This window comes from Pseudomonas sp. FBCC-B35 (assembly GCF_059133755.1).
Genome location: NZ_CP101439.1, coordinates 3,600,450 through 3,625,687, shown reverse-complemented (window position 1 = coordinate 3,625,687; position 25,238 = coordinate 3,600,450). Strand labels below are relative to the sequence as shown.

The window sequence follows — 25,238 nt, the reverse complement described above, 5'->3', positions numbered from 1 at the left end:
CATGGCCCAGCTCTGCGTAGCCCTGGTCGCCGGTGAAGCCAGCGGCGACATCCTCGGTTCCGGCTTGATGCGCGCCTTGAAGGCGCGCCATCCCGATGTGCGCTTCATCGGTGTCGGTGGCCCGCTCATGGAGGCCGAAGGCCTGCAATCCTACTTCCCCATGGAGCGCTTGGCCGTCATGGGGCTGGTCGAGGTGCTCGGTCGCCTGCGTGAATTGCTCAAGCGCCGCAAGCTGCTGGTCCAGACACTCATCGAGCAGAAGCCGGACGTGTTCATCGGTATCGATGCGCCCGACTTTACGCTGGAGATCGAACTCAAACTGCGCCAGGCGGGGATCAAGACCGTCCATTACGTCAGCCCTTCAGTGTGGGCATGGCGGCAAAAGCGCGTGTTGAAGATACGTCAGGGTTGCGACCTGATGCTGACATTGTTGCCGTTCGAGGCCCGCTTCTATGAAGAGCAGGGCGTGCCGGTGCGATTCGTCGGCCACCCGCTGGCCGATACCATTGCCCTGCAGGCGGATCGGCCCGCGGCGCGCGCCGCCCTGGGCCTGGGCGATGGCCCGGTGGTCGCCCTGATGCCAGGCAGCCGTGGGGGCGAAGTCGGGCGCCTGGGTGCGCTGTTCCTGGATGCAGCGCAACGTCTGCAGCAGCAGGTGCCGGGTGTGCGCTTCGTGCTGCCCTGTGCCAACGCCGCTCGCCGCGCGCAGCTCGAGCAAATGCTCGAGGGCCGCAACTTGCCGTTGGCCCTGCTCGATGGCCGCTCGCACGAGGCGCTTGCCGCGTGTGACGCCGTCCTGATCGCATCGGGTACGGCCACCCTGGAAGCGCTGCTGTTCAAGCGACCCATGGTAGTCGCCTACCGCCTGGCGCCGCTTACCTACTGGATACTCAAACGGTTGGTGAAAAGCCCCTACGTGTCCTTGCCCAACCTGCTGGCGCGCCGTGCACTGGTGCCCGAGTTGCTGCAAGACGCCGCGACCAGCGAAGCGCTGGTCGATGCGCTGCTGCCCTTGCTGCGCGACGGTAGCGGGCAAACCGACTCGTTCGACGAGATTCACCGCACGTTGCGCCGGGATGCCTCCAATCAGGCCGCCGACGCCGTGCTGGCCCTGCTGGAGAAACGCTGAGATGCAGTTCGGTCTGGATTTCAACCTGGTCGAAGACTTGGTCGCCGGCGTCGACGAAGTGGGCCGCGGCCCCCTGTGTGGCGACGTGGTGACGGCTGCCGTGATCCTTGACCCAGCACGCCCGATCCTGGGGCTGAACGACTCGAAGAAGCTGACCCAGGCACGCCGTGAGGCCTTGTTCGACGAAATCTGCGACAAGGCCCTGAGCTTTTTCATTGCCCGCGCTGAAGTCGAAGAAATCGATCGCCTCAATATCCTGCATGCCACCATGCTGGCCATGCAGCGCGCGGTGGAAGGCTTGCACATCACCCCGAACATGGCCTTGATCGACGGCAATCGCTGCCCGCAGCTGTCGGTGCCCTCGGCACCGGTCGTGCAGGGGGATGCCAAGGTGCCCGCCATCGCGGCGGCTTCGATCCTGGCCAAGGTAACGCGGGATCGCGAAATGGGCGCCTTCGAGCTGATCTACCCCGGGTACGGCATAGGCGCGCACAAAGGCTACCCGACGCCGGTCCACCTGGAGGCACTGGCACGGCTCGGGCCGACGCCCATTCATCGTCGATCGTTTGCGCCCGTGCGTGCCGCCTGGGGTGTGCGTGAGGCTGTGGCCGCCTCGCTGATCTGATACCCAACCCTGCCGTATCCAGGGGCTTGAGGCCCTGCGGGGCCGGGCTGGACCACGTTCCCGGGCATTTGCTCAGGCCGCCCTGCCGTCGCGCAGGGGCAACCGGCCCTCAAAACCCCTGCCCAATTGAGCTACAATCGCGCCCTTGTCGTTAAGCACTGCTACAGGATCATTCATGTCGGTTTCCTTCGTTCACCTGCGCGTCCACTCCGAATTCTCGCTGGTCGACGGTCTGGTCCGGATCAAACCGCTGGCCAAGGCGCTGGCCGGGATGAACATGCCTGCGGTGGCGATCACCGACCAGAGCAACATGTGCTCGCTGGTCAAGTTCTACAAGGCGGCCATGGGGGCGGGCATCAAGCCGATCTGTGGTGCGGACCTGTGGTTGGCCGGTGAAGATGCGCAGGCGCCGCTGTCGCGTATCTGCTTCCTGGCCATGAACCCTCTGGGCTACCGCAACCTGACCGAGTTGCTTTCCCGGGGCTGGACCGAGGGCCAGCGCAATGGCCTGGTCATCATCCAGCGTGACTGGATTGCCGCGGCCAGCGAAGGCCTGATCGCGCTTTCGGCGGGCAAGGAAGGCGACATCGGCATGGCGTTGCTGGGGGGGCGTAGTGAGGAGGCGCAAGCGCTGCTCGAGGACTGGATGGCCATGTTCCCCGAGCGCTTTTATGTCGAAGTCCAGCGCACCAGTCGCCCCAGGGACGAAGAGTATGTGCATGCCGCCGTGGCCCTGGCCGATCGGCTGGGTGCGCCGCTGGTGGCCACCAACGATGTGCGTTTCATCAAACAGACCGATTTCGACGCCCACGAAACCCGTGTATGCATCGGTGAAGGCTGGACGCTGGACGATCCGCGTCGCCCGCGCCTGTACAGCGACCAGCAATACCTGAAATCGGCCGAGGAAATGGCCGAGCTGTTCAGCGACCTGCCGGACGCCCTGGCCAACACCGTCGAAATCGCCAAGCGCTGCAATATCCAGGTGCAACTGGGCAAGTACTTCCTGCCTGACTTCCCCACGCCCAATGGCATGGGGATCGACGATTACCTGCGGCACGTGTCCCACGAAGGGCTGGAAGAGCGCCTTGCGGTGCTGTGGCCGAAAGAGACCACGCCCGACTACGAGCAAAAGCGCCAGGTCTACCTCGATCGCCTGAAGTTCGAGCTGGATATCATCATCCAGATGGGCTTCCCCGGTTACTTCCTGATCGTGATGGACTTCATCAAGTGGGCCAAGAACAACGGCGTACCGGTGGGGCCTGGCCGAGGCTCGGGTGCAGGTTCGCTGGTGGCCTACGTGCTCAAGATCACCGACCTCGACCCGCTGGCCTACGACCTGCTGTTCGAGCGCTTCCTGAACCCTGAGCGGGTGTCCATGCCCGACTTCGACGTCGACTTCTGCATGGACGGCCGGGACCGGGTCATCGACTACGTGGCAGAGGCCTACGGGCGTAATGCCGTCAGCCAGATCATTACCTTTGGCACCATGGCGGCCAAGGCCGTGGTGCGCGACGTGGCGCGCGTGCAAGGCAAGTCCTACGGCCTGGCCGATCGTCTGTCGAAGATGATCCCGTTCGAAGTGGGCATGACCCTGGAGAAGGCCTACGAGCAGGAAGAAATCCTGCGCGACTTCCTCAAGGGTGACGAGGACGCTCGCGAAATCTGGGACATGGCCCTGAAGCTCGAAGGCGTCACGCGCGGTACCGGCAAGCACGCCGGTGGCGTGGTCATTGCGCCGACCAAGCTTACTGATTTCTCGCCCATCGCCTGCGACGAAGAAGGCGGTGGCCTGATCACCCAGTTCGACAAGGATGACGTGGAGGCGGCGGGCCTTGTGAAGTTCGACTTCCTGGGCCTGCGCACCCTGACCATCATCAAGTGGGCGATGGAGATCATCAACCGTGAGCAGGCCAAGAAAGACCTGCCCGACCTGAACATCGACTTCATCCCGCTCGATGACCGCAAGACCTACGAGCTGTTGCAGAAGGCCGAAACCACAGCGGTGTTCCAGCTCGAATCGCGCGGCATGAAAGAGCTGATCAAGAAGCTCAAGCCCGACTGCCTCGAAGATCTCATCGCCTTGGTGGCGCTGTTCCGCCCCGGCCCGCTGCAGTCGGGCATGGTGGACGACTTCATCAACCGCAAGCACGGACGTGCCGAGCTGGCCTACCCGCATCCGGACTATCAGTACGACGGCCTGCAGCCGGTGCTGGCGCCAACCTACGGCATCATCCTGTATCAGGAGCAGGTGATGCAGATCGCCCAGGTGATGGCGGGGTACACCTTGGGTGGCGCCGACATGCTGCGTCGGGCGATGGGCAAGAAGAAGCCCGAGGAAATGGCCAAGCAGCGCGGCGGTTTCATTGATGGCTGTGCCAATAATGGAATCGATGGGGATCTTGCGGGCAACATCTTCGACCTGGTAGAGAAGTTCGCAGGTTACGGCTTCAACAAGTCTCACTCGGCCGCCTATGGCCTGGTGTCCTACCAGACAGCCTGGCTCAAGACCCACCACCCGGCCCCGTTCATGGCTGCGGTGTTGTCGGCGGACATGCACAACACCGACAAGGTGGTGGTGCTGGTCGAGGAAGTGCGCACCATGAAGTTGCGTCTGGACGCGCCAGATGTGAACTTCTCGGACTTCAAGTTCACCGTCAACGACGATGGCCGCATTGTGTATGGCCTTGGCGCCATCAAGGGCGTGGGTGAGGGGCCTGTGGAGGCGATCGTCGAGGCCCGTGCCGAGGGCGGCCCGTTCAAGGACCTGTATGACTTCTGCGAGCGCATCGACCTCAAGCGCGTCAACAAGCGCACCCTCGATGCGCTGGTACGCAGTGGCGCGCTGGACCGGCTCGGCCCGCATTTTCATGACGAGATCAAGGCTTACCATGCCCACATCGACATCAACCGGGCCATCCTGCTGGCAGCACTGGGCGATGCCATCAAGGCGGCCGAGCAGACGGCCCGCACGGCCGACAGCGGTCACATCGACCTGTTCGGCGGCATGTTCGACGAGCCGGACGCCGACGTGTATGCCAGTTATCGCAAAGCGCGACCACTGACGCTCAAGGAGCGGCTCAAGGGCGAGAAGGACACGCTGGGGCTTTACCTCACCGGTCACCCGATCGATGAATACGAGGCTGAAATCCGCCGCTTCGCGCGCCAGCGCATCATCGACCTCAAGCCCTCGCGCGAAACCCAGACCATCGCCGGCATGATCATCGCCCTGCGGGTCATGAAGAACAAAAAGGGCGACAAGATGGGGTTCGTCACCCTGGACGACAGGTCTGGCCGCATCGAGGCCTCGCTGTTTGCCGATGCCTATATCACGGCCCAGTCACTGCTGCAGAACGATGCGATGGTGGTGGTCGAAGGGGAGGTCAGCAACGACGATTTCTCCGGCGGCCTGCGGCTGCGGGTCAAGCAGGTGATGACCTTGGAGGATGCCCGTACCAAGCTGGCCGAGAGCCTGCGCCTGAAGGTCGCCCACGAGGCGCTCAAGGGCGATCGCCTCAAGTGGCTGGGTGATTTGATCACCCGTCACCGCGGCGCCTGCCCGATCACGCTGGAATACACCGGCAGCGATGCCAAGGCCATGCTGCAATTTGGCGACCAGTGGGCCATCGACCCCGCAGACGGGCTGATTCAGACCCTGCGTGACCAGTTCGGACGTGAGAACGTCTTTTTGCAATACCGTTGAGCCGCTCAACATTTAATCTCGACCTGAAGGCGCCTGATCCCTTAAGGTATGGCGCCAAACGGATCAACCGGCCGGCCGCCTGGCCGTAGACCCAAGACGGATGACTATGAACCCGAACTTTCTCGACTTCGAACAGCCGATTGCCGACCTGCAAGCCAAGATCGAAGGCCTGCGCCTGGTAGGCAACGACAATTCGCTGAACATCAGCGATGAAATTGCCCGTCTGCAAGACAAGAGCAATACCCTGACCGAAAGCATCTTCGGCAACCTGACCAGCTGGCAGATCGCTCGCCTGGCACGTCACCCGCGTCGTCCCTATACCCTGGACTACCTGCAGCACATCTTCACCGAATTCGAAGAACTGCACGGCGATCGCCACTTCTCCGACGATGCTGCCATCGTTGGCGGTACCGCACGCCTGGACGGCAAGCCGGTCATGGTCATCGGGCACCAGAAGGGCCGCGAAGTGCGGGAGAAGGTTCGCCGTAACTTCGGCATGCCGCGCCCTGAGGGCTACCGCAAGGCGTGCCGTCTGATGGAAATGGCCGAGCGTTTCCGCATGCCGATTCTGACCTTCATCGACACGCCGGGTGCCTATCCAGGTATCGACGCCGAAGAGCGTAACCAGAGCGAGGCCATCGCCTGGAACCTGCGCGTGATGGCGCGCCTGAAGACGCCAATCATCGCTACGGTGATCGGTGAAGGCGGGTCGGGCGGCGCGCTGGCCATCGGCGTGTGCGACCAGCTGAACATGCTGCAGTACTCCACCTACTCGGTCATCTCGCCCGAAGGCTGCGCTTCGATCCTGTGGAAGACGGCCGACAAGGCTGCCGATGCCGCCGAGGCCATGGGCATCACGGCTGAGCGCCTCAAGAGCCTGGACATCGTCGACAAGGTTATCCCGGAGCCACTGGGTGGCGCTCACCGTGATCCTGCCGCCATGTCCGAAAGCATCCGCGCCGAGCTGGTGCAGCAGCTGGACATGCTCAGCGGGTTGGACCACGACGCACTGCTGGCTCGCCGTTACGATCGTCTGATGAGCTACGGCGTCTGATCGCCTTCGGGGCCGTCTGTCGGCCCCTCGGGTGAGCCTGGAACCCAGGCTCACCCGCATCCGTCACTCAGGTTGATGGAAGCCTTGATGATTGATCCCGCCCCCTGGCTTTGCGCCCGCACCTGGTACGTCGCCCTCTCTGGCGGCCTGGACTCCACCGTTCTGCTGCACTGGCTCGCCGCCTACGCCTGCAGCCATCGTGCACCGCCGCTGCGCGCGATTCACATCCAGCATGGCCTGCAACCGGTCGCGCAGGCGTGGCCTGCCCATTGCCAACGCGTCTGCGATGACCTGGGCATCGAGCTGCAGGTCATCGAGGTCGACGTCGCCCCGGGCCCTAGCCTGGAGCAGGCTGCCCGCCATGCCCGTTACGCCGCCTTCGAGCGGGTATTGGCGGCAGATGACATGCTGTTCACTGGCCAGCATCGCGACGACCAGGCTGAAACGCTGCTGTTTCGCCTGCTGCGGGGCGCGGGGTTGCGCGGCCTGGCGGCGATGCCGAGGGAGCGGGCGCTGGGGCAGGGCAGGCTGGTCAGGCCTTTGCTCGGTTGCTCCCGGCGAGAGTTGCAACACTATGCACAGGCGCACGCGTTGGGCTGGGTCGAGGACCCTTCGAATGCCGACACTCGGTTTGCCCGCAACTATCTGCGCAGGGAGGTTCTGCCGTCCCTTCGGCAGCGCTGGCCGCAAGCCGGGCAGAACCTGGCCCGTGCCGCCGACCACCTGGGCGAAGCCCTGAGCCTGCTGGACGAGCTGGCCGAGAGCGACCTGGCGCCGGTACGCCAAAATGCCCCTGCTGTTTGGCCTGGGCTCGATTCGCTGGACCTGGCCGGCCTGCTTGCGCTTTCACCTGCACGCCAACGCAATGCGTTGCAGTATTGGCTCAGCCACCGAACCCGCTTGCCCGACACGCGCCACTGGGCCGGCTGGGCGGACCTGCGCGACGCCGCTGGCGATGCCTGCCCCGTGTGGCAACTGAGCGATGGCCAACTGGTGCGCAGCCAAGGGCGCATCTGGTGGCTGAGCGGCGACTGGTTGCAAACGCCGCGTCAGGCCATGGCTTGGGAAAACGCCGATGAGCCGTTGGCCTTGCCGGGCAACGGCAGTGTGCGACTTGTTGGCGCAGGCTCGCTGACGGGCCTGCGTATCGGCTACCGTCAGGGCGGGGAGTGGCTGGACATCCCAGGACGCGGGCGGCGTGATCTCAAGCGCCTGCTCAATGAGCTGCAAGTGCCGCATTTTCTGCGCATGCGCCTGCCTCTGCTTTTCCAAGGTGAGCGGCTGCTGGCGGTGGCCAACCTGCCCAGTTTGGCTCAGGGGGATTACCGGCTGCATTGGCAGTTGCCGACGCGCGCGCAAGGTTTGAGCTAGTGGGTACATTCGGGTAGACTACCCTCCCTTCTTGATACAGCTTCTGTGGGTTCCGCGAAAACACAGGAGTTGCCGATTACCAAGCAGTTTTTTGCTGGGCTGATTCTTAGAAATGACGAGCGAGCGCCCTGCCAGGGTCACCCCTGGTCTGTACACACGCGGCAGTTTTTCGAGATGCACTGTGATTGACGCAGGTGATCGGGGGCGTTTGCCCTCCTTCGCTATCTCCGGCGGCGCTGGCCGCTTTAACGCAGACTTCTAGGGTTTTTCATGACGCGCTACATATTCGTCACGGGCGGTGTTGTTTCTTCATTGGGGAAAGGCATTGCCTCGGCTTCCCTGGCGGCCATCCTGGAGGCGCGGGGCCTGAAGGTCACCATGCTCAAGCTGGATCCGTACATCAACGTCGACCCAGGCACCATGAGCCCGTTCCAGCACGGTGAAGTATTCGTCACCCAGGATGGCGCCGAGACCGACCTGGACCTGGGCCACTACGAGCGGTTCATCCGCACCACCATGACCCAGAACAACAACTTCACCACCGGCCGCGTCTACGAGCACGTGCTGCGCAAGGAACGCCGTGGTGACTACCTGGGCGCGACCATCCAGGTCATCCCGCACATCACCGATGAAATCAAGCGCCGCATCATCAAGGGTGCAGGCGATGCCGACGTGGCCCTGGTCGAGATCGGCGGCACCGTGGGCGACATCGAGTCCCAGCCGTTCCTCGAAGCCATTCGCCAACTGCGCGTGGAAGTGGGTTCCAAGCGCGCGATGCTGATGCACCTGACGCTGGTGCCTTACATCGCCACCGCCGGTGAAACCAAGACCAAGCCGACCCAGCACTCGGTCAAGGAGCTGCGCTCCATCGGCCTGCAGCCTGACGTGCTGATCTGCCGCTCCGACCACCCTGTCGATGCATCGTCGCGCCGCAAGATCGCGTTGTTCACCAACGTTGAAGAGCGCGCGGTGATTTCGCTGGAAGACGTCGACACCATCTACAAGATTCCAGGTGTCTTGCACGCTCAGGGTCTGGACGACTTCGTCGTCGAGCGTTTCGGCCTGCAGTGCAGCAGTGCCGACCTGTCCGAGTGGGACAAGGTGGTCGACGCCAAGCTCAACCCGGAGCATGAAGTCACCATCGCCATGGTCGGCAAGTACATGGAGCTGCTCGATGCGTACAAGTCGCTGATCGAAGCGATGAGCCACGCGGGCATCACCAACCGCACCAAGGTCAACCTGCGCTACATCGATTCCGAAGACATCGAGAACCAGGGCACCAGCCTGCTCCAGGGCGCCGATGCCATCCTGGTACCCGGTGGTTTCGGCCTGCGCGGTGTCGAAGGCAAGATCACGGCGGTGCAATACGCCCGTGAGAACAAGGTGCCGTACCTGGGTATCTGCCTGGGCATGCAAGTGGCCGTCATCGAGTTCGCCCGTAACGTGATGGGCTGGAGCGACGCCAACTCCACCGAGTTCGATCGCGACAGCGGCCACCCGGTCGTCGGCCTGATCACCGAGTGGGCCGATGCCACCGGCGCGGTCGAAACCCGTAGCGAGGCGTCGGACCTGGGCGGCACCATGCGCCTGGGCGCCCAGGACTGCCAGCTGGCTGCCGGTTCCAACGTGCATGCGTGCTATGGCAAGGACATCATCACCGAGCGTCACCGTCACCGCTACGAAGTGAACAACAACCTGCTGCCGCAGCTGGTGGACGCAGGCCTGGTGGTTTCCGGTCGTTCCGAAGACGGTGCCCTGGTCGAGGTGGTGGAGTCCAAGGACCACCCGTGGTTCGTCGCCTGCCAGTTCCACCCGGAGTTCACCTCCACCCCACGCGATGGCCACCCGCTGTTCAGTGGCTTCGTCAAGGCGGCGCTCGCCCAGAAGAACAAGGCCTGACCCATGCCCCAGAAGATCATCCGCGTCGGTCACATCGATATCGCCAACGACAAGCCATTCGTCCTGTTCGGTGGCATGAACGTTCTGGAGTCCCGCGACCTGGCCATGAAGGTGTGCGAAGAATACGTGCGGGTTACCGAAAAGCTCGGTATCCCGTATGTGTTCAAGGCCAGCTTCGACAAGGCCAATCGGTCCTCGGTCACTTCCTACCGCGGCCCTGGCCTGGAAGAGGGCCTGAAGATCTTCGAGGAGATCAAGCGCACCTACAACGTGCCGGTGATCACCGATGTGCACGAGCCCTACCAGGCCGAGCCGGTGGCCAAGGTCTGCGACATCATCCAGTTGCCGGCTTTCCTGTCGCGCCAGACCGACCTGGTGGTGGCGATGGCCAAGACCGGCGCGGTGATCAATATCAAGAAGGCTCAGTTCCTCGCACCCCAGGAGATGAAACACATCCTGACCAAGTGCGAGGAAGCCGGTAATGACCAATTGATCCTGTGCGAGCGTGGTTCGAGCTTCGGTTACAACAATCTGGTCGTGGACATGCTCGGCTTCGGTGTCATGAAGCAGTTCGAGTACCCGGTGTTCTTCGACGTGACCCACGCCCTGCAGATGCCGGGTGGTCGTGCCGACTCCGCAGGCGGGCGCCGCGCTCAGGTGACCGACCTGGCCAAGGCCGGCATGAGCCAGGGGCTGGCAGGGTTGTTCCTCGAAGCTCACCCCGATCCGGACAACGCCAAGTGCGACGGCCCGTGTGCCTTGCGCCTGGACAAGCTGGAGCCGTTCCTGGCTCAGCTCAAGCAACTGGATGACCTGGTGAAAAGTTTTCCGACGGTAGAAACCGCGTAAAGCACTTTTCTCGGGTAAAGTACCGTCCGATTCACCCCTGACCACTCGGTCAGGGGCTCCCTTCGCCGGGCCTGCCTCTGCATCCTCGTCCGGTGAACGGCAAGAATTTTCTAAGCTGCGTTGTTTTCGTCAATTCTGGAGTGCTTACAACAATGGCAAAAATCGTCGACATCAAAGGTCGTGAAGTTCTCGATTCACGTGGCAACCCCACCGTGGAAGCCGATGTACTGCTCGACAACGGCATCATCGGCAGCGCCTGCGCGCCGTCCGGTGCTTCCACCGGCTCGCGCGAAGCGCTGGAGCTGCGTGATGGCGACAAGAGCCGTTACTTGGGCAAGGGTGTGCTGAAGGCTGTCGCCAACATCAATGGCCCAATCCGCGACCTGCTGCTGGGCAAGGACCCTTCCGACCAGAAGGCCCTGGACCACGCCATGATCGAGCTGGACGGTACCGAGAACAAGGCCAAGCTGGGCGCCAACGCCATCCTGGCCGTGTCCCTGGCGGCTGCCAAAGCGGCAGCCCAGGATCAGGACCTGCCCCTGTACGCCCACATTGCCAACCTCAACGGCACTCCAGGCCAGTACTCGATGCCGGTACCGATGATGAACATCATCAACGGTGGCGAGCATGCCGACAACAACGTCGATATCCAGGAGTTCATGGTTCAGCCAGTGGGCGCCAAGACCTTCTCCGACGGCCTGCGCATGGGGACCGAGATCTTCCATCACCTCAAGGCCGTGCTCAAGGCCCGTGGCCTGAACACTGCCGTCGGTGACGAAGGCGGTTTCGCCCCTAACCTGGCCTCCAACGAAGACGCCCTTGGCGCCATCGCCGAAGCCGTCGAGAAAGCCGGCTACAAACTGGGCACCGACGTGACCCTGGCCCTGGACTGCGCCGCCTCTGAGTTTTATGAGAACGGCAAGTACAACCTGTCTGGCGAAGGCAAGTCGTTCGACGCCGAAGGCTTTGCCGACTATCTCAAAGGCCTGACCGAGCGCTTCCCGATCATTTCGATCGAAGATGGCCTGGACGAGTCCGATTGGGCTGGCTGGAAGATCCTCACTGACAAGATCGGCGAGAAGGTGCAACTGGTCGGTGACGACCTGTTCGTGACCAATACCAAGATCCTCAAGGAAGGCATCGAGAAGGGCATCGGTAACTCGATTCTGATCAAGTTCAACCAGATCGGCTCGCTGACCGAGACCCTGGAAGCCATCCAGATGGCCAAGGCTGCCGGTTACACCGCCGTGATCTCCCACCGCTCGGGTGAAACCGAAGACTCCACCATCGCCGACCTGGCTGTGGGTACTGCGGCCGGTCAGATCAAGACGGGTTCGCTGTGCCGCTCCGACCGCGTGTCGAAGTACAACCAATTGCTGCGCATCGAAGAGCAACTGGGTGCCAAGGCGGTTTACCGTGGCCGTACCGAGTTTCGCGGCTAAGCAAGAGATGGTAAAAAGACAGCAGCCGGAGCTGTAGGAACGTTCGTACCGTAACTTCCTACGTTCCATCGGGTTTCTGTTTGAGAAGCCTGGCCTCGGCCAGGCTTCGTGCTATCTGAGATCCTGAACCAACAGGGTCTTTCAACCTGGATATCTTGATGCGCAGTCCTTATTGGTTGTTCCTGGTCCTGCTTCTGCTGCTGGGCGGCCTGCAATACCGTTTGTGGGTAGGCAATGGCAGCCTGGCGCAGGTGGCCGAGCTCAAGCAGCAGATTGACGAGCAGCATGCCGAGAACGAGCGGCTGCTGGAGCGTAACCGTGTGCTCGACGCCGAAGTCCTGGAGTTGAAAAAAGGCATGGAAACCGTCGAAGAACGTGCCCGCCACGAGCTTGGCATGGTCAAGGAAGGCGAAACCCTCTTTCAGTTGCCACAGAAATGAGTGAGCGTTTGCCGGCCTTCTGGGCCGTGATCCCTGCGGCGGGAGTGGGCGCCCGCATGGCTGCCGATCGCCCCAAGCAATACCTGGCGTTGGCGGGGCAGACCATCATCGAGCACAGCCTGGCGTGTTTTCTCGATCACCCCGCCCTCAAGGGGGTCGTGGTCAGCATCGCTGAACATGACCCTTACTGGCCCGGCCTTGGGTGCGCCAGCGACCCGCGCATCCGCCGGGCTGCCGGGGGGCGCGAGCGTGCTGACTCGGTACTCAATGCCTTGCTGCTGTTGCACGCTCAGGGCGCGCAAGATGATGACTGGGTGTTGGTGCACGATGCGGCGCGGCCCAACCTGGCACGCAGTGACCTGGACAAGCTGCTGGCCGAATTGGCAGATGATCCGGTGGGCGGCCTGTTGGCGGTACCTGCTCGCGATACGCTCAAAAAATCCGACGGCCATGGGCGCGTCAGCGCCACGGTTGACCGCAGCACCATCTGGCAAGCCTATACGCCGCAGATGTTCCGTTTAGGGGCGCTGCATCGGGCGCTGGCCGAGTGCCTGGTCTCGGATGTGGTGGTGACCGATGAGGCGTCGGCCATCGAATGGTCCGGTCAGTCGCCACGGCTGATCGAAGGCCGCAGTGACAACCTCAAGGTTACGCGCCCCGAAGACCTGGAGTGGCTGCGCCAACGCTGGAATGGGCGGCGTTGACAGGGCCCCGTTCAACTCCCCGGTGATTGAGTCAGGCTCCCACCACCCGCCATTCTGACTGAGCGCCGGTCATGCCCGGTACTCAGGCAGACCTGCCAAGCCCTCTTTCAGATAGTCCACCAGGCGCCGCACCTTGGGCGACAAATGCCGCTGTTGCGGGTACAAGGCCCATACCGCCGTATTGGGCGGTTGGTGGGCTTGCAGCAGCGGGACCAATGCGCCGCTGTGCAGGTGTTCGAGCACGTAGTAATCCGGCAGTTGGCATAAACCGATGCCCTGGAGCGCCGCATCCAGCACCGCCTGGCCGCTGTTGCACCGCCAGTTGCCCTGAACACGCTGGCTGATTTCACGCCCCTCCATTTGCAATGCCCATACATCCGAGCTGCCTATCAGGCAGTTGTGCCTGGCCAGTTCCGACAGGCTGTGGGGCCTGCCATAGCGCGCCAGGTAGCCCGGCGAGGCGCACACGTACATGCGCCGAGGTGCCAGGCGCGTCGCGATCAGGCGCGAGTCGGCCAGGCGACCGAGGCGGATGGCCAGATCCATGCCTTCGTGCAGCAGGTCCAGGGTCTGGTTGCTCAGTTCGACGTCCACCCTCAACTGCGGGTACAACGCCATGAAACGGGTCACCAGCGGCACGATGAAGCGCTCGCCGTAGGCCACGGCGCACGTCATGCGCAGCAGCCCCTTGGGCTCGCTGGCCAGGTCGCCCATTGCCCGCAGCGCTTCCTCACGCCCATCCTGCAGGCGCTGGCAGTGCTGCAAGAACGTCTGACCGGCCTCGCTGAGCGTAACCCTTCGCGTGCTGCGGTACAGCAAACGTGTCTGCACGCGTTCTTCCAGGCGCGCTATCTGCCGGCTCACATGGGACGAGGATACGCCCAGCCGTTCAGCCGCCGCCGTAAACTGCCCCAATTCGGCCACCGCGACGAATTCATCGATGCCCTCCCAGCGGTTACTCATGATTATCCCTGCACAGCAATAATGTTTTGTCTTTCACCCGATTATTCAGAAATTGCGGGTGAATTACACTGTCTGCCGATTTTATTGACCTGTCTGGAGCCCCTGCGATGATCAAGTCCCGCGCTGCCGTAGCATTCGAAGCCAAGAAACCCTTGGAAATCGTTGAAGTCGATGTGGCCATGCCCAAGGCTGGCGAGGTATTGCTGCGCGTGGTCGCCAGCGGCGTGTGCCACACCGATGCCTATACCTTGTCCGGTGCTGACCCCGAAGGCATCTTCCCGTCCATCCTCGGCCACGAAGGCGGTGCCATCGTCGAAGCCGTGGGCGAGGGCGTGACCTCGGTGGCGGTGGGTGATCATGTGATTCCGCTGTACACGCCCGAGTGTGGCAAGTGCAAATTCTGCCTGTCTGGCAAGACCAACCTGTGCCAGGCCATCCGTGCCACCCAGGGCAAGGGCCTGATGCCCGACGGCACCACGCGCTTCTCCTACAAGGGTCAGCAGCTGTTCCACTACATGGGCACCTCGACGTTCTCCGAATACACCGTATTGCCGGAAATCTCGGTGGCCAAGATCCAGAAAGAAGCGCCGCTGGAGAAGGTCTGCCTGCTGGGTTGCGGCGTGACCACGGGTATTGGCGCCGTGCTGAACACCGCCAAGGTGCAGCCGGGTGATACCGTCGCCGTCTTCGGCCTGGGCGGCATCGGCCTGTCGGCCATCATTGGTGCAGTCAAGGCCAAGGCTTCGCGCATCATCGCCATCGACATCAACCCGGCCAAGTTCGAAATCGCTCGCCAGCTGGGCGCTACCGATTGCATCAACCCCAAGGAGTACGATCGCCCCATCCAGGAAGTGATCGTCGACCTTACCGACGGCGGCGTGGACTTCTCCTTCGAGTGCATCGGCAACGTGCAACTGATGCGTGCGGCCCTGGAGTGCTGCCACAAGGGCTGGGGCGAGTCGGTCATCATCGGTGTCGCTGGCGCCGGTCAGGAAATCGCCACCCGGCCATTCCAACTGGTCACCGGACGCGTCTGGCGCGGTTCGGCGTTCGGCGGCGTGCGTGGCCGCAGCGAACTGCCTAGCTACGTGGAAATGTCCGAGAAGGGCGAGATTCCGCTGGATACCTTCATCACCCACACCATGGGCCTGGAGGACATCAACAAGGCCTTCGACCTGATGCACGAAGGCAAGAGCATTCGCAGCGTCATCCACTTCTGAGGCTTGCCATGACCCTGGACAATATTTCCTGCCAGAAGAGCTTCGGCGGCTGGCACAAGCGTTACCGCCACACCTCCAAGGTGCTGGGTTGCGACATGGTCTTCGCCGTCTACCTGCCACCCCAGGCCGAGCAGGGCGAAAAGCTGCCGGTCCTGTACTGGCTCAGCGGGTTGACCTGCAACGACGAGAACTTCATGCAGAAAGCCGGCGCCCAGCGCCTGGCCGCAGAGCTGGGGCTGATCATCGTGGCGCCCGACACCAGCCCTCGCGGCGAGCAGGTACCCGGTGATCCCGACGGTGCCTGGGACTTTGGCCTGGGTGCTGGCTTCTACCTCAATGCCACGCAGCAACCCTGGGCTCAGCACTACCGCATGCACGATTACGTGGTGCAGGAGCTGCCAGCCCTGATCGAGGCGCATTTCCCGGCCTCCGGCGAGCGCAGCATCAGTGGGCATTCCATGGGCGGGCACGGCGCCCTGGTCTGCGCATTGCGCAACCCAGGCCGCTATCGCTCGGTGTCGGCGTTTTCGCCGATCTGCAACCCGATGGATTGCCCTTGGGGCGAAAAGGCCTTCAGCCGCTACCTGGGTGAAGAGCGCACGCGCTGGCGTGAGTGGGATGCCAGCGTGTTGCTGGCCGAAACCCCGTCGGGGCAGTGCCCTGCGTTGCTGGTGGACCAGGGCGATCGCGACGACTTCCTCGAAAAGCAGCTCAAGCCCGAAGCCCTGGAGCAGGCGGCGCGCAAAGGCGGTCATGAGCTGACCCTGCGTCTGCAACCGGGCTACGATCACAGCTACTACTTCATCGCCAGCTTCATCGAGGAACACCTGCGCCATCACGCGGTGGCTTTGGGCCGGGTGTAGCCGCAGGGCAGCCAGCCGGCGACGTTGGCCGGCTCTGCACCTTGGCGTTGCAAATGCAGGTAGAATCACGCCCTGACTCATTCAGGGCGTTTTCTTATGCGTATTGGCCACGGCTACGATGTGCACCGGTTTTGCGACGGTGATTTCATTACCCTGGGCGGGGTGCGTATCCCCCACAAGTACGGCCTGCTGGCCCATTCCGATGGTGACGTGCTGCTGCATGCCCTGAGCGACGCATTGCTCGGCGCCGCCGCGCTGGGTGATATCGGCAAGCACTTCCCCGACACCGACCCGCAGTTCAAGGGCGCCGACAGCCGCGTGCTGCTGCGTCATGTGCTGGATGTCGTTCGGGCCAAGGGCTGGCAAGTCGGCAACGTCGACGCCACCATCATTGCCCAGGCGCCGAAGATGGCACCCCACATCGAGGTCATGCGCCAGCGCATCGCCGACGACCTCAAAGTGGGCCTGGACCAGGTCAACGTCAAGGCCACCACCACCGAAAAGCTCGGCTTCGCCGGGCGCGAGGAGGGGATCGCCGTGCATGCGGTTGCCCTGTTGCTGCCAGCATGACCGAATTGGATCTGCTGGGCCCACAGGCATCGGGGCAAGCGCTCGGTACGGCTGTGCTCAAGGCCGTTGCCGAAGATTTTCAGGTCGACGAAGTGCTTGATATCCCGCTGTCTGGCCAGGGCGAGCACCTGTGGCTATGGGTGGAAAAGCGTGAGCTCAATACCGAGGAAGCGGCCCGCCGGCTTGCAAGGGCCGCGGGGGTGCCTGCGCGCGCGATCAGCTACGCCGGGCTCAAGGACCGCCAGGCCTTGACCCGCCAGTGGTTCAGCCTGCATTTGCCGGGCAAGGCCGACCCCGACCTGTCGCGGGCCGAGGATGCCAATCTGCGCGTCCTCAAGCAGATGCGCCACCAGCGCAAGTTGCAGCGCGGCGCGCATTCGTCCAATGGCTTCACGCTGCGCCTGACCCAGCTGGCAGCCGATCATCAGGCAGTCGACGCGCGCCTGGCCCAGCTCAAAGCGAACGGCGTGCCCAATTACTTCGGTACCCAGCGCTTCGGGCATGCCGGCGGCAATGTGCATGACGCCCTGGCCTGGGCCGAGCGCCAGGCCTTGCCTGAGCAACGTAACGTTCGCTCGCGCCTGCTTTCAGCCGGTCGCAGCTACCTGTTCAACCAGGTCCTGGCCGCACGGGTAGCCGATGGCAGCTGGGCCAGTGCGCAAGTGGGCGATCTGCTGGCATTCACCGACAGCCGCAGCTTTTTTCCGGCTGCTGAAGCTGAATGCGCTGATCCTCGCCTAGCCGTTCTCGACCTGCACCCTACAGGCCCCCTGTGGGGCGAGGGCGATTCGCCAGCCAGCGGTCGAACCCGGGCATTGGAAAATTCGGTCGGTGCTGCCCAGCCCGCGCTGTGCCAGTGGTTGGCAAAGGCGGGCATGGATCACGAACGGCGTATTCTGCGGCTCCCTATTGCTGGCCTTACGTGGCATTATCCCGAGCCTGATATCCTGCAACTGGAATTCGTCCTTCCGGCCGGATGCTTCGCCACCGTCGTGGTGCGCGAGGTGGTGGATCTGGTGTCGGCAGGGCAGACGGACAGCCCATGCGTATTCTGATTTCGAACGACGACGGTGTGACTGCACCAGGCATCGCCGCGCTGCACGCTGCGCTTGCCGATTACGCGCAGTGCGCGGTCATTGCACCTGACCAAGACAAGAGCGGCGCCGGCAGCTCGCTGACGTTGGACCGGCCGCTGCATCCGCAGACGCTGGCCAACGGCTTCATCAGCCTCAATGGCACGCCGACCGACTGCGTGCACCTGGGGCTCAACGGGCTGTTGCCGTATACGCCAGACATGGTCGTGTCGGGCATCAACCTGGGGGCCAACCTGGGCGATGACGTGCTGTACTCGGGCACCGTGGCCGCTGCGCTGGAGGGTCGTTTCCTGGGCGGTACGTCGCTGGCGTTCTCACTGCTTTCGCGCCAGCCGGACAACCTTCCGGCCGCGGCTCATATTGCCCGTCGTCTGGTCGAGGCACAGTCGCGCCTGACGCTGCCGCCGCGCACCGTGCTCAATGTCAACATACCCAACCTGCCGCTTGAGCGCATTCGTGGCATCCAGCTGACGCGACTCGGCCATCGGGCGCGGGCCGCGGCACCCACCAAAGTGGTCAACCCGCGTGGTAAGGAAGGTTACTGGATCGCAGTCGCCGGCGATGCAGAGGACGGCGGCCCGGGCACCGACTTCCATGCCGTGATGCAAGGCTACGTTTCCATCACCCCGTTGCAGCTCGACCGCACCTTCAACGACGCTTTCGAGCAGCTCGATGGCTGGCTGGAGGGCTTGCTTTGATGCGTGAGGACGATATGTTGCGTCGGGGCATCGGCATGACGTCCCAGCGCACCCGCGAGCGTCTGATCCAGCGGCTGTGCGAGGAGGGCGTGTCCAGCCCCCAGGTGCTCGATGTGATTCGCCGCACGCCACGCCATCTGTTCGTGGACGAGGCACTGGCCCATCGCGCCTATGAAGATACCGCGCTGCCCATCGGCCACAACCAGACCATCTCGCAACCGTTCATGGTGGCGCACATGAGCGAATTGCTGCTCGAGGCGGGTCCGCTGGATAAAGTCCTGGAGATCGGCACCGGTTCTGGCTACCAGACCGCCGTGCTGGCGCAACTGGTCGAGCGGGTGTTCTCGGTCGAGCGCATCAAGGTCTTGCAGGACCGCGCCAAGGAACGCCTGGTGGAGCTGAACCTGCGCAACGTGGTGTTTCGCTGGGGCGATGGGTGTGAGGGGTGGCCGGCACTGGCCCCCTACAATGGCATCATCGTGACCGCCGTTGCTTCGGAAGTGCCCCAGGCGCTGCTCGACCAACTGGCGCCGGGTGGGCGGATGGTGATTCCAGTGGGTTCACCCGGTGAAGTGCAGCAGCTGATGCTCATCGTCCGAGAAGAGCATGGGTTTTCACGCCGTGTGCTTGGGGCGGTACGCTTCGTGCCTCTGCTCAATGGACCGGTAACCTGATTCATCTGGGCATCGACGGGCTATTTTTGCACCTGCGTCGAATTCTTGCAGGATCGACCTGTCTATCTGGCGGTGCACGCACGTTGCGCAAGTGTGTTGCAGCCGCCTGCCAAGACTGGCGAGCTTCGTTATAATTGCAACAATATTGCATTCATGTCTTGAAACGTTTTCGGCACCATGAGGGGAGCGCGGGTGGGTCACACAGTCTTTCGGCAGCGCAAGGACAGCTCGGGTCTCAGGCTCCTGGTGCTGGTACTGGCCATGGGCACACTGTTGGTGGGGTGCTCGAGCTCCGGCAGCAACAGTGCGCGTGTCGTCGACCGCAACAGCAGCGCGCCCAAACGGCCTACCGTGACCTCCGGTCAGTATGTGGTCAAGCCAGGCGACACGCTGTTCTCCATCGCGTTTCGCTATGGCTGGGACTACAAGGAGTTGGCGGCCCGCAACGGTATCGCCCCGCCGTATACCATTCGCCCTGGCCAGCCAATTCGCTTCAGTAGCGGGGCCTCGGGCAGCACCACCGTAGTGGCCAGCCCGTCCTCGTCCAGCCGAACCACGGTCACCCGCCGTCCTGTGGGTGCCACGGCCTCTACTCCTGCCACGACCACCAAGACCGTCACCACATCCAGCTCGGCGAGCACGCCGGTAGTCGCTACCGTGCCTGCCGCCGAACGTGCGGCCGGTGGCTGGACCTGGCCGGCGAACGGGGTTTTGATCGGCAAATTTGCTTCAAACGGTAGTTTGAATAAAGGCATTGATATCGCCGGTGATTTGGGACAGCCTGTTTTTGCTGCGGCCAGTGGATCAGTGGTGTACGCCGGGAGTGGTTTGAGGGGCTACGGCGAGCTGATCATCATCAAGCACAGCGATACCTATGTCAGTGCCTACGGCCACAACCGCAGGCTCTTGGTACGGGAGGGGCAGCAGGTCAAGGCAGGGCAGTCGATTGCTGAAATGGGGTCTACAGGCACAGATCGGGTGAAGTTGCATTTCGAAATTCGCCGTCAGGGCAAACCCGTCGATCCGCTCCAGTTCCTGCCACGCCGTTGATTGTTGTTTCCGGTCTGTTCCGCTGACATGGAGGGGACAGGCTCCAGCGCTGCCAAGGAGAAAGGCGCCGCTTGAGTCTGAGTTCGAACTCAGCAAAGGACTATAACAATGGCTCTCAGCAAAGAAGCGCCGGAGTTTGACATCGACGATGACGTCCTCCTCATGGAGACGGGCATCGTTTTGGAAACGGATGTGGTGTCAGACGAACCTGCTGTACCTTCGGTTCGGACCAGGGCCAAATCAGGCTCTTCACTTAAACAACACAAGTACATCGATTACAGCCGCGCCCTCGATGCGACTCAGTTGTACCTCAACGAGATTGGTTTTTCGCCTCTGCTTTCGCCGGAAGAAGAAGTGCATTTTGCGCGCTTGTCGCAAAAGGGCGACCCTGCCGGCCGCAAGCGCATGATCGAAAGCAATCTGCGCCTGGTGGTGAAAATCGCTCGCCGCTACGTGAACCGGGGGTTGTCATTGCTCGATCTGATCGAGGAGGGCAACCTTGGGCTGATTCGCGCGGTGGAGAAGTTCGATCCTGAGCGGGGCTTCCGTTTCTCGACCTATGCCACCTGGTGGATTCGGCAGACCATCGAGCGGGCGATCATGAACCAGACCCGCACCATTCGCCTCCCCATTCATGTGGTCAAGGAACTCAACGTTTACTTGCGCGCGGCGCGCGAACTGACCCAGAAGCTGGATCACGAGCCTTCGCCCGAAGAGATCGCCGCCTTGCTTGAGAAGCCGGTTGCCGAGGTCAAGCGCATGCTGGGTCTCAACGAGCGGGTGTCCTCCGTGGACGTGTCTCTGGGCCCTGACTCGGACAAGACGCTGCTCGACACCCTGACGGATGATCGCCCCACTGACCCGTTCGAGTTGCTGCAGGACGATGACCTGTCGCAGAGCATCGATCAGTGGCTCGGTGAACTGACCGACAAGCAACGTGAAGTGGTGGTGCGCCGGTTCGGCTTGCGTGGACACGAAAGCAGTACGTTGGAGGACGTCGGTCTGGAAATCGGCCTGACCCGCGAGCGGGTGCGGCAGATACAGGTCGAGGGGCTCAAGCGCCTGCGTGAGATTCTGGAAAAGAACGGCTTATCCAGCGAGTCGCTTTTTCGTTAGTCCCTGGTCTTACGCTGCGTACAGAAACGCCCCGATAAAAAGGGGCGTTTTTGCGTTTGGGGTTTGGGGAGCCGTGCTGTCGATCCGTTCTCTGCGGTGAGCGGTGCTCGGCCCGGTTTGCAGATTCACAGGCGTACTCAGCGATGTGCTCACCCTGACAGTTCGGCCTGTAAGCCTTTGCTTACTCGTTGCGTAAGCCTTTGAAGGGTGTGGCGGTAAATCATTGTCGTTTTCAAAAGCAACCTTTTCTTAAGTCATTGAAAAAGCTGAAGTATTTAGATGTGTGAAAGTTTGTAGGTCGCAACATTCTGTGAGGAGGACGCGTTGCACATCCTGCTCAGATCGCTAGTATTCGAACTGTGCACACGGACACGCACAGGCACTCAGGAAGAGCGCCAAGGACATCGCAAGAAGCGATTTCATCAGGACGATGTACAGGACAAGCAGGGACTACGGAAAAAAATGTGGGCGGGTCAAACCGCCCCTTTTTTTTGCCTTTTTTTCAGGATCTGAGCTTTTCGATACCAGCGCCAGACTGCATGACGCTTGTGAACAGCTCTGCCAGAACCCGCGTGGCGGCGGCCACGTCTGCATGCAGGTTTTTCGCGCTAAACAAAAAGGCCCTTGCGGGCCTTTTCGTTTTTTCATGCGACGTTAACGCTGCAAGTCGGCAATCTTGCCTGGCTTGCCGTCCCACTCCTCAGCATCAGGAAGGGCATCCTTGCGCTCGGTGATGTTGGGCCAGATTTCAGCCAGTTCGGCGTTCAACTCGATGAAGTTCTCCATGCCCGATGGCACTTCGTCTTCCGAGAAAATGGCTTGTGCCGGGCACTCTGGTTCGCACAGTGCACAGTCGATGCACTCATCCGGGTGGATGACCAGGAAGTTCGGGCCTTCGTAGAAGCAGTCCACCGGACAGACTTCCACGCAGTCGGTGTATTTGCATTTGATGCAGTTGTCGGTGACGACGAAGGTCATTTCTAGTTCTCTCCTCAGGCGACGGCGGCGGCCCTTCCTCTCGGGCCGCGCGGTTTGCGGGTTTTGGCTGCAGGCCAGGCTAATAACCGTGCAGTACCAGCAAACCGCGGCGGATTCTACCAGCTTGTCATGGCTGCCGTTATAACAGGTTCTTTAGTTGATATAGCATTTCGATAGCTTGGCGCGGTGTCATGTCATCAAGCTGCAGCTTGCCCAGTTTCTCGATGGCTGGGTGAGGCAGGCTGGCGAACAGGTCGCTCTGGTGCGGCACTTGTGGTGCATCCTGCGCTTTCGTGACCTGAGTCGAGTCGTGCGGCAGGCTGGTGGTTTCCAGGCGTGACAGGTGCTCACGGGCGCGCTGGATGACCACCGCCGGTACACCTGCCAGTTGCGCAACCGCCAGGCCATAGCTCTGGCTCGCAGGCCCTGGCAGCACGTGGTGCAGGAACACGATACGGTCGTTGTGCTCCGTTGCATTGAGGTGCACGTTAGCCACCAGCGGCTCACTGTCGGGCAACACGGTCAGTTCGAAATAGTGGGTAGCGAACAAGGTGTAGGCCCGCAGGCGCGCCAGGCGTTCGGCTGCTGCCCAGGCCAGCGACAGGCCATCGAAGGTACTGGTGCCGCGGCCTACTTCGTCCATCAGCACCAGGCTGCGGTCGGTTGCGTTGTGCAGGATATTGGCGGTTTCGCTCATTTCCACCATGAAGGTGGAGCGCCCGCCTGCCAAGTCGTCGCTCGAGCCAATGCGGGTGAAGATGCGGTCGACCACCGACAGCTCGCAGCGCGCTGCTGGAACGAAGCTGCCGATGTGCGCCATCAGCACGATCAGTGCGGTCTGGCGCATGTACGTGGACTTACCACCCATGTTCGGCCCGGTGATGATCAGCATCCGGGTACTGTCGTCCAGGCCCAGGTCGTTGGCCACGAACGGCGTGGTGAGCACCTGCTCGACCACCGGGTGACGCCCCTGCTCGATGCGCAGGCACGGCTCGTCGACGAAGCGTGGGCAGTTCAGGTCCAGGTTCAGGGCACGCTCTGCCAGGTTGCTGAGCACGTCCAGTTCGGCCAGGGCGGCGGCACTGTCCTGCAGTGGCGCCAAGTGGCTGATCAGGGTCTCCAGCAGCGCGTCGTAGAGCATCTTTTCCCGGGCCAGGGCGCGGCTCTTGGCCGACAGCGCCTTGTCCTCGAATGCCTTGAGTTCCGGCGTGATGAAACGCTCGGCGCCCTTGAGGGTCTGCCGGCGGATGTAGTCGACCGGGGCCTGCTCAGCCTGCTTGGAAGGCAGCTCGATGAAATAGCCATGCACACGGTTGTAGCCGACCTTGAGGTTGGCAAGGCCGGTGCGCGCCTTCTCACGCGCCTCGAGGTCGATCAGGAACTGCCCGGCGTTTTCGCTGATGGCCAGTAGCTCGTCGAGCTCGCTGTCGTAGCCGGTCTTGAGCACGCCTCCATCACGGATCACGGCAGGCGGGTTGTCGACCACCGCACGCTCCAGCAGGCTGGCCAGCTCCGGGTAGGTGCCGGTGATCGCGGCCAGGCGTGCCAGGTGCGGCGCCTCGAGCTCGGTCATTGCATTCTGCAGCTCGGGCAGGGCGCCCAGTGCGTCTCGCAACCGCGCCAGGTCGCGTGGGCGGGCGTTGCGCAAGCCGATACGGGCCAGGATGCGCTCGATATCGCCGATTTCCTTGAGCTGGGGTTGCAGCTTTTCGAACCGGTAGCTGTCGAGCAGGCAGCGGATCGAATCCTGGCGGGCCTGTATGACCTTGAGGTCGCGCAGCGGACGGTTCAGCCAGCGGCTCAGCAGGCGGCTGGCCATGGCCGTCTGGCAGCGATCGACGACCGATTGCAGGGTATTGTCACGCCCACCTGCCAGGTTGACGTCCAGCTCCAGGTTGCGACGGCTGGCCCCGTCGAGGATGACGGTGTCGTCCAGGCGCTCGTGACGCAGGCTGCGCAAGTGCGGCAGGGCCGTACGCTGGGTTTCCTTGGCATAGGCCAGCAGGCAGCCGGCGGCGCCGATGGCCAGGGTCAGCTTGTCACAGCCAAAGCCCTTGAGGTCCTTGGTGGCAAATTGTTGGCAGAGCGCTTTGCGCGCCGAGTCGCGGTCAAAGTCCCAGGGCGCTCGGCGACGCGCACCGGGGCGTTTCTCGGCAGGCAGGTCGCGTGGCCAGTCATCCGGGATGAGCAGCTCGACCGGGTTGAGGCGGTCCAGTTCAGCCAGCAGGGTTTCCCAGCCTTTGATCTCCTGGACGCCGAAGTGACCGCTGGTGATGTCGAGCACGGCCAGGCCAAACAGGCGCTCGTCGCCCAGCAGCGCTGCGATCAGGTTGTCACGGCGCTCATCGAGCAGCGCTTCGTCGCTGACGGTACCTGGCGTGATGATGCGCACGACCTGGCGCTCGACCGGCCCCTTGCTGGTGGCCGGGTCGCCGATCTGCTCGCAGATGACCACCGATTCGCCCAGCTTGACCAGCTTGGCCAGGTAACCCTCGAGGGAATGAAACGGCACCCCGCACATGGGAATGGACTGGCCGGCGGACTGCCCGCGCGCGGTCAGGGTGATGTCCAGCAGGCTGGCGGCCTTTTTCGCATCTTCATAGAAGATCTCGTAGAAGTCGCCCATGCGATAGAACATCAGCTGGTCCGGATGCTGGTTTTTCAGCTTCCAGTACTGCTGCATCATTGGGGTATGTGCGGAGAGATCGGACATGGTCGGCCTTACAGCGGGTGATCTGGTTGGCAAGGGTAAACCGGCAATGGTACAGGCTTTTTCGGTGCGATGCAGGCGCCGAACGC

21 protein-coding genes are annotated in these 25,238 nt (G+C 62.6%); 18 read left to right on the top strand and 3 right to left on the bottom strand.

All coding sequences use genetic code 11. The annotated features are described in order from the left end of the window. Position 1 precedes the first annotated feature (1 nt). The 10 genes from lpxB to ispD all read left to right on the top strand — a co-directional run bounded on the left by lpxB (position 2) and on the right by ispD (position 13,213). Positions 2-1,129 carry a lipid-A-disaccharide synthase gene (gene lpxB / locus NMB38_RS16495; RefSeq protein ID WP_027913880.1) on the top strand — a complete coding sequence of 376 codons (1,128 nt, stop codon included), beginning with the start codon at positions 2-4 and terminating at the stop codon, positions 1,127-1,129. 1 nt (position 1,130) lies between these two features. Continuing rightward, complete coding sequence (gene rnhB, locus NMB38_RS16490) at positions 1,131-1,754, top strand: ribonuclease HII (RefSeq protein ID WP_059183693.1); 624 nt, start codon at positions 1,131-1,133, stop codon at positions 1,752-1,754. Positions 1,755-1,929: 175 nt separating this feature from the next. Beyond that, on the top strand, positions 1,930-5,454 hold the full coding sequence (gene dnaE, locus NMB38_RS16485) for a DNA polymerase III subunit alpha (protein ID WP_494354840.1): 3,525 nt from the start codon (positions 1,930-1,932) through the stop codon (positions 5,452-5,454). A gap of 106 nt (positions 5,455-5,560) precedes the next feature. After that, positions 5,561-6,508: an acetyl-CoA carboxylase carboxyltransferase subunit alpha gene (locus tag NMB38_RS16480; protein ID WP_027913883.1), complete on the top strand. Its 948-nt coding sequence runs from the start codon at positions 5,561-5,563 to the stop codon at positions 6,506-6,508. An 87-nt stretch (positions 6,509-6,595) separates the two neighbouring features. After that, positions 6,596-7,879 (top strand): tRNA lysidine(34) synthetase TilS, encoded by a 1,284-nt coding sequence (tilS, locus tag NMB38_RS16475; protein ID WP_286884644.1) that lies wholly within the window; start codon positions 6,596-6,598, stop codon positions 7,877-7,879. 270 nt (positions 7,880-8,149) lie between these two features. Further along, the gene (gene pyrG, locus NMB38_RS16470; protein ID WP_049695534.1) at positions 8,150-9,778 is read left to right on the top strand and encodes a CTP synthase; all 1,629 of its coding nucleotides are present in this window, start codon (positions 8,150-8,152) and stop codon (positions 9,776-9,778) included. A 3-nt stretch (positions 9,779-9,781) separates the two neighbouring features. After that, positions 9,782-10,627: a 3-deoxy-8-phosphooctulonate synthase gene (kdsA, locus tag NMB38_RS16465; RefSeq protein WP_027913886.1), complete on the top strand. Its 846-nt coding sequence runs from the start codon at positions 9,782-9,784 to the stop codon at positions 10,625-10,627. A gap of 152 nt (positions 10,628-10,779) precedes the next feature. Beyond that, positions 10,780-12,069: a phosphopyruvate hydratase gene (eno, locus tag NMB38_RS16460; RefSeq protein ID WP_023534096.1), complete on the top strand. Its 1,290-nt coding sequence runs from the start codon at positions 10,780-10,782 to the stop codon at positions 12,067-12,069. Positions 12,070-12,227: 158 nt separating this feature from the next. Then, complete coding sequence (gene ftsB, locus NMB38_RS16455; RefSeq protein WP_023534037.1) at positions 12,228-12,509, top strand: cell division protein FtsB; 282 nt, start codon at positions 12,228-12,230, stop codon at positions 12,507-12,509. Beyond that, entirely contained in the window at positions 12,506-13,213 is a 708-nt protein-coding gene (ispD, locus tag NMB38_RS16450; protein ID WP_104926478.1) for a 2-C-methyl-D-erythritol 4-phosphate cytidylyltransferase, read from the top strand. The genes ftsB and ispD overlap by 4 nt, the downstream gene beginning before the upstream one ends. A 69-nt stretch (positions 13,214-13,282) precedes the next feature. Here the strand turns inward: ispD and NMB38_RS16445 are convergent, their stop codons facing one another. Continuing rightward, positions 13,283-14,176 carry a LysR substrate-binding domain-containing protein gene (locus NMB38_RS16445; protein WP_027913889.1) on the bottom strand — a complete coding sequence of 298 codons (894 nt, stop codon included), beginning with the start codon at positions 14,174-14,176 and terminating at the stop codon, positions 13,283-13,285. A 107-nt stretch (positions 14,177-14,283) separates the two neighbouring features. Here NMB38_RS16445 and NMB38_RS16440 point away from each other — a divergent pair, with 107 nt between their 5' ends. The 8 genes from NMB38_RS16440 to rpoS all read left to right on the top strand — a co-directional run bounded on the left by NMB38_RS16440 (position 14,284) and on the right by rpoS (position 21,461). After that, positions 14,284-15,396 (top strand): S-(hydroxymethyl)glutathione dehydrogenase/class III alcohol dehydrogenase, encoded by a 1,113-nt coding sequence (locus tag NMB38_RS16440; RefSeq protein WP_023534027.1) that lies wholly within the window; start codon positions 14,284-14,286, stop codon positions 15,394-15,396. A gap of 8 nt (positions 15,397-15,404) precedes the next feature. Further along, positions 15,405-16,259 (top strand): S-formylglutathione hydrolase, encoded by an 855-nt coding sequence (gene fghA / locus NMB38_RS16435; RefSeq protein ID WP_028686879.1) that lies wholly within the window; start codon positions 15,405-15,407, stop codon positions 16,257-16,259. 96 nt (positions 16,260-16,355) lie between these two features. Beyond that, the gene (ispF, locus tag NMB38_RS16430) at positions 16,356-16,829 is read left to right on the top strand and encodes a 2-C-methyl-D-erythritol 2,4-cyclodiphosphate synthase (protein ID WP_027913891.1); all 474 of its coding nucleotides are present in this window, start codon (positions 16,356-16,358) and stop codon (positions 16,827-16,829) included. Continuing rightward, on the top strand, positions 16,826-17,884 hold the full coding sequence (truD, locus tag NMB38_RS16425) for a tRNA pseudouridine(13) synthase TruD (RefSeq protein ID WP_028686878.1): 1,059 nt from the start codon (positions 16,826-16,828) through the stop codon (positions 17,882-17,884). Before ispF ends, truD begins: the two co-directional genes overlap by 4 nt. Next, on the top strand, positions 17,872-18,621 hold the full coding sequence (surE, locus tag NMB38_RS16420) for a 5'/3'-nucleotidase SurE (protein ID WP_033694933.1): 750 nt from the start codon (positions 17,872-17,874) through the stop codon (positions 18,619-18,621). The genes truD and surE overlap by 13 nt, the downstream gene beginning before the upstream one ends. A 35-nt stretch (positions 18,622-18,656) precedes the next feature. Continuing rightward, positions 18,657-19,295, top strand: coding sequence for a protein-L-isoaspartate(D-aspartate) O-methyltransferase (locus NMB38_RS16415; RefSeq protein WP_161780410.1), 639 nt, complete (start codon positions 18,657-18,659; stop codon positions 19,293-19,295). Positions 19,296-19,487: 192 nt separating this feature from the next. Further along, positions 19,488-20,345, top strand: a complete 858-nt coding sequence (locus NMB38_RS16410) for a peptidoglycan DD-metalloendopeptidase family protein (RefSeq protein WP_027913895.1) — start codon at positions 19,488-19,490, stop codon at positions 20,343-20,345. A 108-nt stretch (positions 20,346-20,453) separates the two neighbouring features. Next, positions 20,454-21,461, top strand: a complete 1,008-nt coding sequence (rpoS, locus tag NMB38_RS16405) for an RNA polymerase sigma factor RpoS (protein WP_023534146.1) — start codon at positions 20,454-20,456, stop codon at positions 21,459-21,461. Between the two features lie 654 nt (positions 21,462-22,115). Here rpoS and fdxA read toward each other — a convergent pair. Beyond that, on the bottom strand, positions 22,116-22,439 hold the full coding sequence (fdxA, locus tag NMB38_RS16400) for a ferredoxin FdxA (RefSeq protein ID WP_023534129.1): 324 nt from the start codon (positions 22,437-22,439) through the stop codon (positions 22,116-22,118). Between the two features lie 139 nt (positions 22,440-22,578). Further along, on the bottom strand, positions 22,579-25,152 hold the full coding sequence (mutS, locus tag NMB38_RS16395) for a DNA mismatch repair protein MutS (RefSeq protein ID WP_023534160.1): 2,574 nt from the start codon (positions 25,150-25,152) through the stop codon (positions 22,579-22,581). Positions 25,153-25,238 lie beyond the last annotated feature (86 nt).

Excerpts from the sequence above, each read along its gene's own strand:
- ispD (WP_104926478.1), top strand. The coding sequence starts at position 12,506 with ATGAGTGAGCGTTTGCCGGCCTTCTGGGCCGTGATCCCTGCGGCGGGA.
- truD (WP_028686878.1), top strand. The coding sequence starts at position 16,826 with ATGACCGAATTGGATCTGCTGGGCCCACAGGCATCGGGGCAAGCGCTC.
- mutS (WP_023534160.1), bottom strand. The coding sequence starts at position 25,152 with ATGTCCGATCTCTCCGCACATACCCCAATGATGCAGCAGTACTGGAAG.
- fghA (WP_028686879.1), top strand. The coding sequence starts at position 15,405 with ATGACCCTGGACAATATTTCCTGCCAGAAGAGCTTCGGCGGCTGGCAC.
- eno (WP_023534096.1), top strand. The coding sequence starts at position 10,780 with ATGGCAAAAATCGTCGACATCAAAGGTCGTGAAGTTCTCGATTCACGT.
- lpxB (WP_027913880.1), top strand. The coding sequence starts at position 2 with ATGGCCCAGCTCTGCGTAGCCCTGGTCGCCGGTGAAGCCAGCGGCGAC.
- NMB38_RS16480 (WP_027913883.1), top strand. The coding sequence starts at position 5,561 with ATGAACCCGAACTTTCTCGACTTCGAACAGCCGATTGCCGACCTGCAA.
- rnhB (WP_059183693.1), top strand. The coding sequence starts at position 1,131 with ATGCAGTTCGGTCTGGATTTCAACCTGGTCGAAGACTTGGTCGCCGGC.
- dnaE (WP_494354840.1), top strand. The coding sequence starts at position 1,930 with ATGTCGGTTTCCTTCGTTCACCTGCGCGTCCACTCCGAATTCTCGCTG.
- NMB38_RS16445 (WP_027913889.1), bottom strand. The coding sequence starts at position 14,176 with ATGAGTAACCGCTGGGAGGGCATCGATGAATTCGTCGCGGTGGCCGAA.
- tilS (WP_286884644.1), top strand. The coding sequence starts at position 6,596 with ATGATTGATCCCGCCCCCTGGCTTTGCGCCCGCACCTGGTACGTCGCC.
- pyrG (WP_049695534.1), top strand. The coding sequence starts at position 8,150 with ATGACGCGCTACATATTCGTCACGGGCGGTGTTGTTTCTTCATTGGGG.
- ispF (WP_027913891.1), top strand. The coding sequence starts at position 16,356 with ATGCGTATTGGCCACGGCTACGATGTGCACCGGTTTTGCGACGGTGAT.
- ftsB (WP_023534037.1), top strand. The coding sequence starts at position 12,228 with ATGCGCAGTCCTTATTGGTTGTTCCTGGTCCTGCTTCTGCTGCTGGGC.
- NMB38_RS16415 (WP_161780410.1), top strand. The coding sequence starts at position 18,657 with ATGACGTCCCAGCGCACCCGCGAGCGTCTGATCCAGCGGCTGTGCGAG.
- kdsA (WP_027913886.1), top strand. The coding sequence starts at position 9,782 with ATGCCCCAGAAGATCATCCGCGTCGGTCACATCGATATCGCCAACGAC.
- surE (WP_033694933.1), top strand. The coding sequence starts at position 17,872 with ATGCGTATTCTGATTTCGAACGACGACGGTGTGACTGCACCAGGCATC.
- fdxA (WP_023534129.1), bottom strand. The coding sequence starts at position 22,439 with ATGACCTTCGTCGTCACCGACAACTGCATCAAATGCAAATACACCGAC.
- rpoS (WP_023534146.1), top strand. The coding sequence starts at position 20,454 with ATGGCTCTCAGCAAAGAAGCGCCGGAGTTTGACATCGACGATGACGTC.
- NMB38_RS16440 (WP_023534027.1), top strand. The coding sequence starts at position 14,284 with ATGATCAAGTCCCGCGCTGCCGTAGCATTCGAAGCCAAGAAACCCTTG.